14 protein-coding genes are annotated in these 12439 nt (G+C 70.4%); 13 read left to right on the top strand and 1 reads right to left on the bottom strand.

From position 1 onward, the window contains the following. The first annotated feature begins 2 nt into the window (after positions 1-2). The 13 genes from OH735_RS29820 (at position 3) to OH735_RS29760 (ending at position 11750) form a co-directional block, all read left to right on the top strand. A complete protein-coding gene (locus OH735_RS29820; RefSeq protein ID WP_406384764.1) occupies positions 3-1280 on the top strand; it encodes a nickel/cobalt transporter in 1278 nt (425 codons plus the stop codon). Positions 1281-1540: 260 nt separating this feature from the next. Further along, positions 1541-2134: a GNAT family N-acetyltransferase gene (locus OH735_RS29815; RefSeq protein ID WP_406384763.1), complete on the top strand. Its 594-nt coding sequence runs from the start codon at positions 1541-1543 to the stop codon at positions 2132-2134. Between the two features lie 177 nt (positions 2135-2311). Further along, positions 2312-2395 (top strand): putative leader peptide, encoded by an 84-nt coding sequence (locus OH735_RS29810; RefSeq protein ID WP_317864749.1) that lies wholly within the window; start codon positions 2312-2314, stop codon positions 2393-2395. Positions 2396-2509: 114 nt separating this feature from the next. Beyond that, complete coding sequence (locus OH735_RS29805) at positions 2510-4207, top strand: nitrite/sulfite reductase (RefSeq protein ID WP_406384762.1); 1698 nt, start codon at positions 2510-2512, stop codon at positions 4205-4207. After that, on the top strand, positions 4204-4383 hold the full coding sequence (locus OH735_RS29800) for a hypothetical protein (RefSeq protein WP_406384760.1): 180 nt from the start codon (positions 4204-4206) through the stop codon (positions 4381-4383). Before OH735_RS29805 ends, OH735_RS29800 begins: the two co-directional genes overlap by 4 nt. Further along, positions 4380-5081 carry a phosphoadenylyl-sulfate reductase gene (locus tag OH735_RS29795; protein ID WP_406384759.1) on the top strand — a complete coding sequence of 234 codons (702 nt, stop codon included), beginning with the start codon at positions 4380-4382 and terminating at the stop codon, positions 5079-5081. Before OH735_RS29800 ends, OH735_RS29795 begins: the two co-directional genes overlap by 4 nt. Positions 5082-5104: 23 nt before the next feature. Continuing rightward, complete coding sequence (gene cysC / locus OH735_RS29790) at positions 5105-5650, top strand: adenylyl-sulfate kinase (RefSeq protein ID WP_406384758.1); 546 nt, start codon at positions 5105-5107, stop codon at positions 5648-5650. Continuing rightward, a complete protein-coding gene (cysD, locus tag OH735_RS29785; protein ID WP_406384757.1) occupies positions 5647-6582 on the top strand; it encodes a sulfate adenylyltransferase subunit CysD in 936 nt (311 codons plus the stop codon). Before cysC ends, cysD begins: the two co-directional genes overlap by 4 nt. Further along, positions 6583-7950, top strand: a complete 1368-nt coding sequence (locus tag OH735_RS29780; RefSeq protein WP_406384756.1) for a sulfate adenylyltransferase subunit 1 — start codon at positions 6583-6585, stop codon at positions 7948-7950. It begins immediately after the preceding gene. Between the two features lie 235 nt (positions 7951-8185). Then, positions 8186-9301, top strand: coding sequence for an aliphatic sulfonate ABC transporter substrate-binding protein (locus tag OH735_RS29775; RefSeq protein ID WP_406384754.1), 1116 nt, complete (start codon positions 8186-8188; stop codon positions 9299-9301). Positions 9302-9335: 34 nt separating this feature from the next. Beyond that, complete coding sequence (locus OH735_RS29770) at positions 9336-10124, top strand: ABC transporter ATP-binding protein (protein ID WP_406384752.1); 789 nt, start codon at positions 9336-9338, stop codon at positions 10122-10124. Further along, a complete protein-coding gene (locus OH735_RS29765; RefSeq protein WP_406384750.1) occupies positions 10111-10989 on the top strand; it encodes an ABC transporter permease in 879 nt (292 codons plus the stop codon). The genes OH735_RS29770 and OH735_RS29765 overlap by 14 nt, the downstream gene beginning before the upstream one ends. 8 nt (positions 10990-10997) lie before the next feature. Then, positions 10998-11750 carry a sirohydrochlorin chelatase gene (locus OH735_RS29760; protein WP_406384748.1) on the top strand — a complete coding sequence of 251 codons (753 nt, stop codon included), beginning with the start codon at positions 10998-11000 and terminating at the stop codon, positions 11748-11750. Positions 11751-11764: 14 nt separating this feature from the next. Here OH735_RS29760 and OH735_RS29755 read toward each other — a convergent pair whose 3' ends face one another. Continuing rightward, complete coding sequence (locus OH735_RS29755; RefSeq protein ID WP_406384746.1) at positions 11765-12397, bottom strand: DsbA family protein; 633 nt, start codon at positions 12395-12397, stop codon at positions 11765-11767. Positions 12398-12439: the final 42 nt, after the last annotated feature.

The raw sequence follows: 12439 nt of genomic DNA, 5'->3' as shown, positions 1-12439 counted from the left end.
GCGTGCGATCACTGCGCACCGGGGTGCTGCTCCTGCTCGCCGCCGTCCCCGCGCTGCTCATGGGCAGCGCGGGGACGGCGCAGGCGCACCCCTTCGGAACCCCTCCCGTCGTGAAGATCGAGGCGGCGGGCACCGCTGTCGACGCCACCTGGTCCGCGCAGCGGGACGACGTCGCCGTCCTGAAGAAGGAGTCCGGCGGTGACGAGGCGGGCTATCTCCGCTCGCACATCGTCGTACGCCAGGACGGCCGCCCCTGCCGTGTGGACCGGGCGGACGACATGTTGCTCCACTTCGTCTGCCCGCGGCCGGTGGACCGCATCGAGCTGACGGTCACGGCGCTGACGGACGTCAACCCGGCGTACCGGACACTGTCGGTGACGGGCACGGGCTCCGGCGGGCTGCACACGCTGCAGGAGCCGACGCGGACGCTGACCCTGACACCGGCGGCCGCGGGGGCCGCGGCCGCAGGGGCTGCTTCGGGCTGGGCGGCCTGGACGACCGATCTGACGTCACTGCTGGACCACGGCGCGGCCCTCCCGCTGGCGCTGCTCGTGGCCGCGGCCGTGGGGGCGCTCCACGCCTGCGCGCCGGGGCACGGGAAGTCGCTGGCCGCCGGGTATCTGGTGGGCGGCAGGGGCAGGCCGCGCGACGCGGTGTGGCTGGGCGGGATCGTCGCAGTGATGCACACGTTCTCGGTCGCCGCCCTGGCGGTCGGCTGGTGGCTGGCGGCGAACAGCACGCCGGACATCGCGGCGCTGACGGGGTGGCTCCAGCTGATCGCGGCGCTGGTGGTGGCCGGGGTGGGGGTGAGCCTGCTGCGGCGGCATCTGCGCCACCGAAAGAACCACCATCCCCATCATGGGCGTGATCACAAGCACGGGCACGATCACGGGCATGACCACGGGCATGACCACGGGCACAGTCATCACATCCCGGACGCCCCGTCCCTCCTCACCTGGCGCGGCCTCGTGCTCCTCGGCGCATCGGGCGGCCTGCTGCCCTCGCCATCCGCCTTCCTCGTCCTGCTCACCGGCCTGCTGACCGACAAGGTCGGCATCGCCCTCGCGATGGTCGCCGCCTTCGGCCTCGGCATGGCGCTGACGCTCACCGGCGTCGGCCTGATCGTGCTGCGCGGCCGGGACGCGCTGCTGGATCGGGTCTCCCGCTCCCGGAGGCTGCGGACGTGGACGTCAAGGGTTCCGCTGTTCGCGGCCTCGGCGGTGACGGCCGGAGGGACGGTGGCCTCGGCGGTTGCCGCAGGCCACCTCCTGAATCCGTGATCTCCGTAGCTCTGCGAGTACCCTGACGTCCGCGTACGACAAGGTCGCCCCCCGTCCGGCCCGAAAGCGGGGGGCAACCGGCGCACGGCGGGTCCGACGCAAGGTCCCTGCCCCGGATGCTTACCGCCGCCGGTCCTGAAGGCCCGGACACCCTCCAGGACCTGATACGGGTCCGGCTTCCGCCGCTCGTGGGCGGTCCCGCCGTCCGAGCCGCGGGACCGGCTTGGGCCCCGGCCGAGCGGCATGATTCCCTGGCAGTCATGAACAACCCCGCGCGCACCGCTGCCACCACCGCCGAGGTGACCATCTGGTCCCTGGAACAGACCTCCCCCGACGATCTGCGCCCCGCCGCCGTCCCGGAGGGCGATGTACGGATCGTCCGGTCCGAGGTGCCGCTGCCCGAGTTCAGCCGGTTCCTGTACACGGCGGTCGGCGGCGACATCCAGTGGACGGACCGGCTCGCGATGACGTACGCGCAGTGGCAGGAGGTCCTGGACCGGCCCGGGGCGGAGACCTGGGTGGCGTACGCGAACGGGACCCCGGCCGGATACATCGAGCTGGACCCGCAGGACGAGGGCGTCGTCGAGGTCATGTATTTCGGGCTGATACCCGACTTCCGAGGGCGCCGGATCGGCGGCCATCTGCTCTCGTACGGGGTCGCCCGCGCCTGGGACCTGGCGGAGCGCTGGCCCCAGCGGCCGCCGACGAAGCGGGTGTGGCTGCACACCTGCTCCAAGGACGGTCCGCACGCCATGGACAACTATCTGCGGCGCGGCTTCCAGCTCTTCGACACGAAGGTCGAGCTGGAGCCGGAGGTGGCGACGCCCGGGCCGTGGCCGGGGGCGCAGCGGTAGTACGCGGGCGACGGGGGCGGCTCGGAGGCAACAGGTGGGGTGATTGCGGTCATTACGGGCGGCCCGGCCCGCGTGAATCGGGTGATGGGCACCACACCGTCTCGCATGGCGGGACACTCTCGTCCACATCATGGATAATGGTGGACTGCTCAGAGATTCGCGTGACACGCTTCCGTCATGCCTGGAACTGGAATCGCCTTGGTGAGTCGACGCCACGTCGACCTCGGCCGCGTGTCCAGCGCCATCTGTCCGGCGAGCTGAGAGTCCCAGCACCGCCGCGATCCCCTTTTCTCTGCCAGCCCTGCGCACCGCCGCGCCTCAGCGCGAGTGTGCAGTTCAGAGCCGCCCTCCTGCAGTCCCGAAGGACGTACCGTCATGGCCGCTACCCCGGAACAGCCTGCGCCCGTCACGCCCCGCCGCAAAGCCGGACGCCACCGTGGCGAAGGCCAGTGGGCGATGGGGCACCACACTCCGCTCAACGGCAATGAGCAGTTCAAGAAGGACGACGACGGTCTCAATGTGCGGACACGCATTGAGACGATCTACGCCAAGCGCGGTTTCGATTCGATCGACCCCAACGACCTTCGTGGGCGCATGCGTTGGTGGGGTCTGTACACCCAGCGCAAGCCCGGCATCGACGGCGGCAAGACCGCGGTCCTGGAGCCGGAGGAGCTGGACGACAAGTACTTCATGCTGCGGGTCCGGATCGACGGCGGCCGGCTGACCACCGCGCAGCTGCGGGTCATCGGTGAGGTCTCGCAGGAGTACGCACGCGGCACCGCGGACATCACCGACCGGCAGAACATCCAGCTGCACTGGATCCGCATCGAGGACGTCCCGGCGATCTGGGAGAAGCTGGAGGCCGTCGGGCTCTCCACCACCGAGGCCTGCGGCGACTGCCCCCGCGTGATCATCGGCTCCCCCGTGGCGGGCATCGCCGCCGACGAGATCATCGACGGCACGCCCGCCGTCGACGAGATCCACGACCGGTACATCGGCAACAAGGAATTCTCCAACCTGCCGCGCAAGTTCAAGACCGCGATCTCCGGCTCGCCGGTGCAGGACGTGGTGCACGAGATCAACGACATCGCGTTCGTCGGCGTGGTCCACCCCGAGCACGGTCCGGGCTTCGACGTCTGGGTCGGCGGCGGGCTCTCCACCAACCCGAGGCTCGCCGAGCGCCTCGGCGCGTGGGTGCCGCTCGACGAGGTTCCGGAGGTCTGGGCCGGAGTCGTCGGCATCTTCCGCGACTACGGGTACCGGCGGCTGCGCAACCGCGCCCGGCTGAAGTTCCTGATGGCCGACTGGGGCCCGGCGAAGTTCCGCCAGGTGCTGGAGGACGAGTACCTGAAGCGTCCGCTGATCGACGGGCCGGCGCCCGAGCAGCCCAGCAGCCGCTGGCGCGACCACGTGGGTGTGCACCAGCAGCAGGACGGCCGTTTCTACGTCGGTTTCGCCCCCAGGGTCGGCCGCGTGGACGGCTCCACACTCGCCAAGATCGCCGAGCTGACCGCCGCGCACGGCTCGGACCGGCTGCGTACCACCGTCGAGCAGAAGATGATCGTCCTCGACGTGGCGCGGGACCAGGTGGACTCCCTGGTCGCCGGACTGGAGGCGCTCGACTTCCAGGTGAAGCCGTCGCCGTTCCGCCGCTCCACGATGGCCTGCACCGGCATCGAGTTCTGCAAGCTGGCGATCGTCGAGACGAAGGCACGCGGTGCCTCGCTCATCGACGAGCTGGAGCGCCGCCTGCCGGACTTCGACGAGCCGCTCACGATCAACCTCAACGGCTGCCCCAATGCCTGCGCCCGCATCCAGACCGCCGACATCGGCCTCAAGGGCCAGCTCGTGCTGGACGACGACGGCAATCAGGTCGAGGGCTTCCAGGTCCACCTGGGCGGCGCCCTGGGACTGGAGGCCGGGTTCGGCCGCAAGGTCCGTGGTCTGAAGGTCACTTCGGCCGAGCTGCCCGACTACGTCGAGCGGGTCCTGGGCCGCTTCCAGGAGGAGCGCGAGGACGACGAGCGGTTCGCGACGTGGGCGGCGCGGGCCAGTGCGGAGTCGCTGTCATGAGCGAGCGCGCCGCACCGTTCCACTGCCCCTACTGCGGCGACGAGGACCTGCGCCCGCACGAGACCGGCCACGGCGCCTGGGAATGTGCTTCCTGCAACCGCGCGTTCCAGCTCAAGTTCCTGGGTCTGCTGACCCGGGGGCTGCGGCGCAACGACGTTGAAGGGGACGGGATATGACGGTCACTCCGCAACCTGGGGACCTCAAGAGCCTGGCCGAACGTGCGGGCCGGGAGCTGGAGAACGCCTCCCCGCTGGAGATCCTGAAGTGGGCCGCCGACACCTTCGGCAAGCGGTTCTGCGTCACCTCGTCCATGGAGGACGCCGTCGTCGCCCACCTCGCCTCGCGCGCCTTTCCCGGCGTCGACGTGGTCTTCCTCGACACCGGCTACCACTTCCCCGAGACGATCGGGACCCGCGACGCGGTCGAAGCCGTGCTGGACGTCCACGTCATCACGCTCACCCCGCGGCAGACCGTGGCCGAGCAGGACGCCGCGTACGGGCCGAAGCTGCACGACCGCGACCCCGACCTGTGCTGCAAGCTGCGGAAGGTCGAGCCCCTCGAGGAGGGCCTGACTTCGTACGTGGCCTGGGCGACCGGGCTGCGCCGCGACGAGTCCCCGACCCGGGCGAACACCCCGGTCGTCGGCTGGGACGAGAAGCGGCAGAAGGTCAAGATCTCGCCGATCGCCCGCTGGACCCAGGACGACGTCGACGCATACGTCGCGGAGCACGGCGTCCTCACCAACCCGCTGCTGATGGACGGTTACGCCTCCGTCGGCTGCGCGCCCTGTACCCGCCGGGTGCTGGAGGGCGAGGACGTACGCGCCGGACGCTGGGCCGGCCGGGGCAAGACCGAGTGCGGGCTGCACGACTGATGACGACTGATCAGGAGACTTCGATGAGCGTGACGGAGACGGGTGCCACCATCTGGCTGACCGGTCTGCCGAGCGCGGGCAAGACCACCATCGCGTACGAACTGGCCGGGCAGCTGCGCGGCGAGGGCCACCGGGTGGAGGTCCTCGACGGCGACGAGATCCGCGAGTTCCTCTCCGCGGGTCTCGGTTTCTCCCGCGAGGACCGGCACACCAACGTCCAGCGGATCGGCTTCGTCGCCGAGCTGCTGGCGGCCAACGGCGTGAAGGTGCTGGTCCCCGTCATCGCCCCGTACGCGGACAGCCGGGACGCGGTCCGCAGGCGGCACCAGGCCGAGGGGACCGCGTATCTGGAGGTGCACGTCGCGACCCCGGTCGAGGTGTGCTCCGTACGCGATGTGAAGGGGCTCTACGCCAAGCAGGCGGCGGGCGAGATCAGCGGGCTCACCGGGGTCGACGACCCGTACGAGGCGCCCGAGTCGCCGGATCTGCGGATCGAGTCGCACCGACAGACCGTGCAGGAGTCCGCGGCGGAGCTGTACGCGCTGCTGAGCGAGAGGGGTGCAGCGTGACGACCGTCGCGACTGTGTCGGAAGGCACCGACAATCCGTACGCACTCAGCCATCTGGACTCCCTGGAGTCCGAGGCCGTGCACATCTTCCGTGAGGTGGCGGGCGAGTTCGAGCGGCCGGTGATCCTGTTCTCCGGCGGCAAGGACTCGATCGTGATGCTGCATCTGGCGCTCAAGGCGTTCGCGCCCGCGCCGGTGCCGTTCGCGCTGCTGCACGTCGACACCGGGCACAACTTCCCCGAGGTGCTGGAGTACCGCGACCGCACGGTGGCCCGGCACGGGCTGCGGCTCCATGTCGCCTCCGTGCAGGAGTACATCGACGCCGGGAAGCTCCGCGAGCGCCCGGACGGCACCCGCAACCCGCTCCAGACCGTGCCGCTGACCGAGGCGATCCAGCAGCACCGCTTCGACGCCGTGTTCGGCGGCGGGCGCCGCGACGAGGAGAAGGCGCGCGCCAAGGAGCGGGTCTTCTCGCTGCGCGACGAGTTCTCCCAGTGGGACCCGCGCCGCCAGCGCCCCGAGCTGTGGCAGCTCTACAACGGCCGGCACGCCCCCGGCGAACACGTCCGGGTCTTTCCGATCTCCAACTGGACCGAGCTGGACGTCTGGCAGTACATCGCCCACGAGGGCATCGAGCTCCCGGAGATCTACTTCGCCCATGAGCGCGAGGTCTTCAACCGCTCCGGCATGTGGCTGACCGCGGGCGACTGGGGCGGTCCCAAGGGGGGCGAGCTGGTCGAGACCCGGCAGGTCCGCTACCGCACGGTCGGCGACATGTCGTGCACCGGCGCCGTCGACTCCGACGCGACGACGCTGGACGACGTGATCACCGAGATCGCCGCCTCCCGGTTCACCGAGCGGGGCGCGACGCGCGCCGACGACAAGATGTCCGAGGCCGCGATGGAAGACCGCAAGCGCGAGGGGTACTTCTAAATGACCACCATCTCCCAGCAGTTGTCGACCACGACCCTGCTGCGGTTCGCCACCGCGGGGTCCGTCGACGACGGCAAGTCCACCCTCGTGGGACGTCTGCTGCACGACTCCAAGTCGGTCCTCACCGACCAGCTGGAGGCCGTCGAGCACGCCTCGCGCAGCCGGGGCCAGGAGGCGCCCGATCTGGCGCTGCTGACCGACGGGCTGCGGGCCGAGCGTGAGCAGGGCATCACCATCGATGTCGCGTACCGCTATTTCGCGACGCCCCGACGCCGGTTCATCCTGGCCGACACCCCGGGGCACGTGCAGTACACCCGGAACATGGTCACGGGAGCCTCGATCGCCGAGCTGGCCGTCGTCCTGGTCGACGCCCGCAACGGCGTCGTCGAGCAGACCCGCCGCCACGCCGCCGTCACCGCGCTGCTCCGCGTCCCGCACGTGGTGCTGGCCGTCAACAAGATGGACCTGGTCGACTACGCGGAGCCCGTCTTCGCCACCATCGCCGAGGAGTTCACCGCGTACGCCGCGTCCCTCGGCGTCCCGGGCTGGGGGTCTGGAGGGGACCCCCAGGAAAACTGGTGTACCGCGATCCCGATCTCCGCACTGGCCGGTGACAACGTCGTGGAGCCGTCCGCCAACATGGACTGGTACGGCGGCCCCACCGTCCTGGAACACCTGGAGACGGTGCCGGTCAGCCATGACCTCACCGCCTGCCACGCCCGCTTCCCCGTCCAGTACGTCATCCGCCCGCAGACCGCCGAGCACCCCGACTACCGGGGCTACGCCGGTCAGATCGCGGCCGGCGCGTTCCGCGTCGGCGAGAGCGTCACCGTCCTGCCCTCGGGCCGTACGTCGACGGTCACCGCGATCGACGCGCTCGGCGAGAGCGTGGACATCGCCTGGGCACCCCAGTCCGTCACGATCCGGCTCGCCGACGACATCGACATCTCCCGCGGCGACCTCATCGCACCCGCCGACGACGCGCCCGCGGTCACCCAGGACGTCGAGGCGACCGTCTGCCACCTCGCCGACCAGCCGCTCACCGTCGGCCAGCGGGTGCTGCTCAAGCACACCACCCGCACGGTCAAGGCGATCGTCAAGGACATCCCCTCCCGCCTCACGCTGGACGACCTCTCCCAGCACCCGGCGCCGGGCCGGCTCGTCGCCAATGACATCGGCCGGGTCGTCGTCCGTACCGCGGAGCCGCTCGCGCTCGACGCGTACGCGGACTCCCGCCGCACCGGCTCCTTCCTGCTGATCGACCCGGCGGACGGCACCACGCTGACGGCCGGCATGGCCGGTGCCTCGTTCGCCGCCGTGGCCGGGACCCCGGCCGTCGCGGCCGGCGACGCCGAGTGGGACTTCTGATGACCATCGACATCTACTCCACGTTCGCGAAGGAGGGCGGCCGCGTCGGCAGCGGCGCCCTCGGCAGCGGCCAGGGCGGGGTCGCACGATGTGCGCGATGACGTACGCGCACTGCCTGCGCGCCCACCCCTGCCAACCGCACCGCCCGTTCAGACGAAGACCTGCCGACTTCCCGGCCGTGTCCCCATGAGTTCCGAGGGACGCGAGGACCGGGCCGACGAGAGGAAAGCCTCCCGTGCCTGCCCCCCGTACGACGCTGCGCCGCAGCCTCGCCGCTGCCGCCGCCCCGCCGCTGCTCGCCGTCGCGCTCACCGCCTGCGGCTACGGCTCCGCGGCGAAGGACGACGACTCCAAGAAGTCGAACGTCGCCGCCGACGCGAAGAAGCTCTCCGCGGACACCGTACGGATCGGATACTTCCCGAACCTCACGCACGCCACCGCCCTGGTCGGTGACCAGGAGGGCCTCTTCCAGAAGGAGCTCGGCGGCACGCAGCTGAAGACCTCGCAGTTCAACGCGGGGCCGTCCGAGATCGAGGCGCTGAACGCCGACTCGATCGACATCGGCTTCATCGGCCCGTCGCCCTCCATCAACGGCTACACGAAGTCCCACGGCAAGAACCTGCGGATCATCGGCGGTTCGGCCTCCGGCGGTGTGAAGCTGGTCGTCGACCCGAAGAAGATCAGGACCCTGGACGACCTCAAGGGCAAGAAGATCGCCACCCCGCAGCTCGGCAACACCCAGGACGTGGCCTTCCTCAACTGGATCTCCGAGAAGGGCTGGAAGGTCGACGCCCAGAGCGGCAAGGGCGACGTCTCCGTGGTCCGTACGGACAACAAGGTGACACCGGACGCCTACAAGTCCGGTTCCGTCGACGGCGCGTGGGTCCCCGAACCCACCGCGTCCAAGCTGGTCGCCGAGGGCGCCAAGGAACTGCTCGACGAGTCGACGCTGTGGCCGGACGACAAATTCGTGATCACGAACATCATCGTGTCGCAGAAGTTCCTCAAGGAGCACCCGGACGTCGTCGAGGCGGTGCTGCGGGGCTCGGTGAAGACCAACGCGTGGATCAACACCAACCCGGACAAGGCGAAGGCCTCCGCCAACGCGGCGCTGAAGAAGCTGACCGGCAAGGCACTGCCCGCCGAGATCATCGACCCGGCGTGGAAGTCGATCCAGATCACCGACGACCCGCTGGCGGCCACGCTCGACGCGCAGGCCCAGCACGCGGTGAAGGCGGGCCTTCTGGAGAAGCCGGACCTCAACGGCATCTACGACCTGAAGCCGCTGAACAAGATCCTCAAGGCCGCGGGCAGGCCCGAGGTGGCCGACGCCGGCCTCGGCGTCAAGTAAGCCCCCGCTCGCAGACTCCCAGGAGGTGACGACCATGGCGACCACTCTCACCAAGGCCGAGGACCGTGTCTCGGTCGGGCACGCCGCTCGTATCGCACATGTCTCGAAGTCCTTCGGCGGACCGGCGGGGCAGCAGCTCGTCCTGGACGACATCACGCTCGATGTCGCACCGGGCGAGTTCGTCACCCTCCTGGGAGCCTCCGGGTGCGGAAAGTCGACGCTGCTGAACCTGGTGGCCGGACTCGACCGCCCGACCGCGGGATCCATCGAGACCCCCGGCGGGCGGCCGGCCCTGATGTTCCAGGAGCACGCCCTGTTCCCGTGGCTGACCGCCGGCAAGAACGTCGAACTCGCGCTGCGGCTGCGCGGCGTACCCAAGTCGGAGCGCCGCACGGAAGCGGAGCGGCTGCTGGAACTCGTACGGCTGGGCGAGGCGTTCGGGAAACGGGTGCACGAGCTCTCCGGCGGCATGCGGCAGCGGGTGGCGATGGCCCGGGCGCTCGCCCAGGACAGTCAACTGCTGCTGATGGACGAGCCGTTCGCCGCGCTCGACGCCATCACCCGGGACGTGCTGCATGACGAGCTGACCCGGATCTGGCGCGAGACGAAGGTCTCGGTCCTCTTCGTCACGCACAACGTGCGCGAGGCGGTACGGCTCGCCGAACGCGTCGTCCTGTTGTCGTCCCGGCCCGGCCGGATCGCCCGCGAGTGGACGGTCGACATCGATCAGCCGCGCCGTATCGAGGACACCGCCGTGGCGGAACTGTCCCTCGAGATCACCGAACAACTGCGTGGGGAGATCCGCCGTCATGGCCGGCACTGACACCAAGCCCGACGATCTGGCCGGGCTGGAGGCCGGGCTCGACGCACTGGACGCCGTACAGGTGCGCCGCACCCCCGTGCGCGAGGTGCTGCTCCGCAAGGTGCTGCCGCCGGTGCTCGCGGTGGCGCTGGTGGTCGTCGTCTGGCAGTTGCTCGTCGAGGCCCGGGTCACCGACGACTACAAGCTGCCCTCACCGGGTGCGGTCTGGAACAGCGCGGCCGACATGTGGCTGCAGGGGACGCTCCTGGACGTCGTCTGGACCAGCATCTCGCGCGGTCTGCTCGGCTTCCTGCTGGCCGTGGCCATCGGTACGCCGCTGGGTCTGCTGGTCGCCCGGGTGAAGTTCGTACGGTCGGCGATCGGCCCGATCCTGTCCGGGCTGCAGTCCCTGCCGTCGGTGGCCTGGGTGGCGCCCGCGGTGATCTGGCTCGGGCTGAACGACAGGATGATGTACGCGGTGATCCTGCTGGGCGCCGTCCCCTCGGTCGCCAACGGGCTGGTCTCCGGCGTCGACCAGGTGCCGCCGCTGTTCCTCAGGGCGGGCCGCACGCTCGGCGCGACCGGGCTGCGCGGGACCTGGCACATCGTGCTGCCGGCCGCGTTGCCCGGCTATCTGGCCGGTCTCAAGCAGGGCTGGGCGTTCTCCTGGCGCTCGCTGATGGCCGCCGAGATCATCGCGTCCTCCCCCGACCTCGGGCTCGGGCTCGGGCAGTTGCTGGAGAACGGCCGCAACAACGCCGACATGCCCGGCATCTTCCTGGCCATCATCCTGATCCTCTTCGTCGGCATCGCGATCGACCTGCTGATCTTCAGTCCGCTGGAGCGGTGGGTGCTGCGCAGCCGCGGTCTCCTCGTCAAGAACTGAGCCACGCCATGTCCGCCCCGGTCCTCCTCGTCATCGCCCACGGCAGCCGCGACCCGCGGCACGCGGCGACCGTGCACGCGCTCACCACGCGGGTGCGGTCGCTGCGGCCGGGGCTGCGCGTGGAGACCGGCTTCCTGGACTTCAACGCGCCGTCCGTGCCGAGGGTGTTGGAGCGGCTGGCCGCACAAGGGGCGGGGGACGTCATCGCGCTCCCCCTCCTGCTGACCCGGGCCTTCCACGCCAAGTCCGACATCCCGACGGTGCTGCACGAGGCCCGGGCCAGGCTGCCTCGGATGCGCATCCGGCAGGCCGCGGTGCTCGGCCCGTCACCCCTGCTGAATTCGGCACTGGAACGGCGGCTGTACGAAGCCGGTGTCCGTCCCGGTGACCGCGGCTCGACCGGGCTCGTCCTGGCCTCGGCGGGCTCCACAGACCCGGAGGCGATCGCAGTGATCGCTGAAATCGCGCGGGAGCTGCGGCACACTGGTTGGTGCGCCGTGCGGCCTGCGTTCGCCTCCGCATCCCTCCCTCGCACCGAGGACGCCGTACGGACCCTGCGCGCCGAGGGCGTACGGCGGGTGGCGGTGGCCCCCTACGTCATCGCACCCGGCCGGCTCCCGGACCGTATCGCCGCGGGCGCGGCCGGGGCGGACGTGCGGGCCGAAGTCCTCGGCGCGTCACCGGAACTGGCACGGCTGCTGCTGACCCGGTACGACGAGGCCCGCGTCCCGCGCGCCCGGCCGGCGTCGCTCAGCGCATAGTCTGGGCGGTCCCCTCAGCCCACGTCCAGGCTGCCCGTGCGGGTCCGCTTGAGTTCGAAGAAGTCCGCATTCCCGGCGAGCACCCGGAAGCTGTCGAAGATCCGCCCGGCCTCCTCGCCCCGCGGCACGGCACGTAGCACCGGCCCGAACCAGACCGAGCCGTCGACGTGGATCGTCGGCGTACCCACGTAGGCGTCCGCCTCCGGATCCTTACCCGCGTCATGGCTGCGCCGCAGTGCCTCGTCGTACGACTCCGAGTGTGCGGCGGCCGCGAGTTCGGCGGGCAGGCCGAGCTCCGTGAGGGATGCGGCGATCACCTCGTCGAAGTCCTCGTTCTTCTGTCGGTGAATACGGGTGCCCAGCGCGGTGTAGAGCTCACGAAGCACACCGTCCCCGTGCGCGTCCGCCGCCGCGACCGCGACCCGCACCGGGCCGATCGACCGGTCGACCAGATCCCGGTACCAGTCGGGGAGTTCATTGCCGATGTTGTGCAGATAGAGGCTCATGACGTGGAAGCGGAGCTCGATGTCGCGCTGCTGCTCCACCTCCAGCATCCAGCGGGAGGTGATCCAGGCGAACGGGCAGGCCGGGTCGAAGTAGAAGTCGACGGCGGTCCGGCCCGATTCCGGGGTGCGTGGTGTGGTCATGGGTCGAGCCTAGACACGAATTGGCATGTGGCATCGGGCCAT

The sequence above is a fragment of the Streptomyces sp. NBC_01618 genome, assembly GCF_045209435.1.
GTDB lineage: Bacteria > Actinomycetota > Actinomycetes > Streptomycetales > Streptomycetaceae > Streptomyces.
This window is presented reverse-complemented; position numbering and strand designations above follow the sequence as displayed.

Coding starts and splice junctions, on each gene's coding strand:
- OH735_RS29770 (WP_406384752.1), top strand. CDS start 9,336: ATGGCGACCACTCTCACCAAGGCCGAGGACCGTGTCTCGGTCGGGCAC.
- OH735_RS29800 (WP_406384760.1), top strand. CDS start 4,204: ATGAGCGAGCGCGCCGCACCGTTCCACTGCCCCTACTGCGGCGACGAG.
- OH735_RS29755 (WP_406384746.1), bottom strand. CDS start 12,397: ATGACCACACCACGCACCCCGGAATCGGGCCGGACCGCCGTCGACTTC.
- OH735_RS29780 (WP_406384756.1), top strand. CDS start 6,583: ATGACCACCATCTCCCAGCAGTTGTCGACCACGACCCTGCTGCGGTTC.
- OH735_RS29815 (WP_406384763.1), top strand. CDS start 1,541: ATGAACAACCCCGCGCGCACCGCTGCCACCACCGCCGAGGTGACCATC.
- OH735_RS29795 (WP_406384759.1), top strand. CDS start 4,380: ATGACGGTCACTCCGCAACCTGGGGACCTCAAGAGCCTGGCCGAACGT.
- OH735_RS29765 (WP_406384750.1), top strand. CDS start 10,111: ATGGCCGGCACTGACACCAAGCCCGACGATCTGGCCGGGCTGGAGGCC.
- OH735_RS29805 (WP_406384762.1), top strand. CDS start 2,510: ATGGCCGCTACCCCGGAACAGCCTGCGCCCGTCACGCCCCGCCGCAAA.
- OH735_RS29810 (WP_317864749.1), top strand. CDS start 2,312: ATGCCTGGAACTGGAATCGCCTTGGTGAGTCGACGCCACGTCGACCTC.
- cysC (WP_406384758.1), top strand. CDS start 5,105: ATGAGCGTGACGGAGACGGGTGCCACCATCTGGCTGACCGGTCTGCCG.
- OH735_RS29760 (WP_406384748.1), top strand. CDS start 10,998: ATGTCCGCCCCGGTCCTCCTCGTCATCGCCCACGGCAGCCGCGACCCG.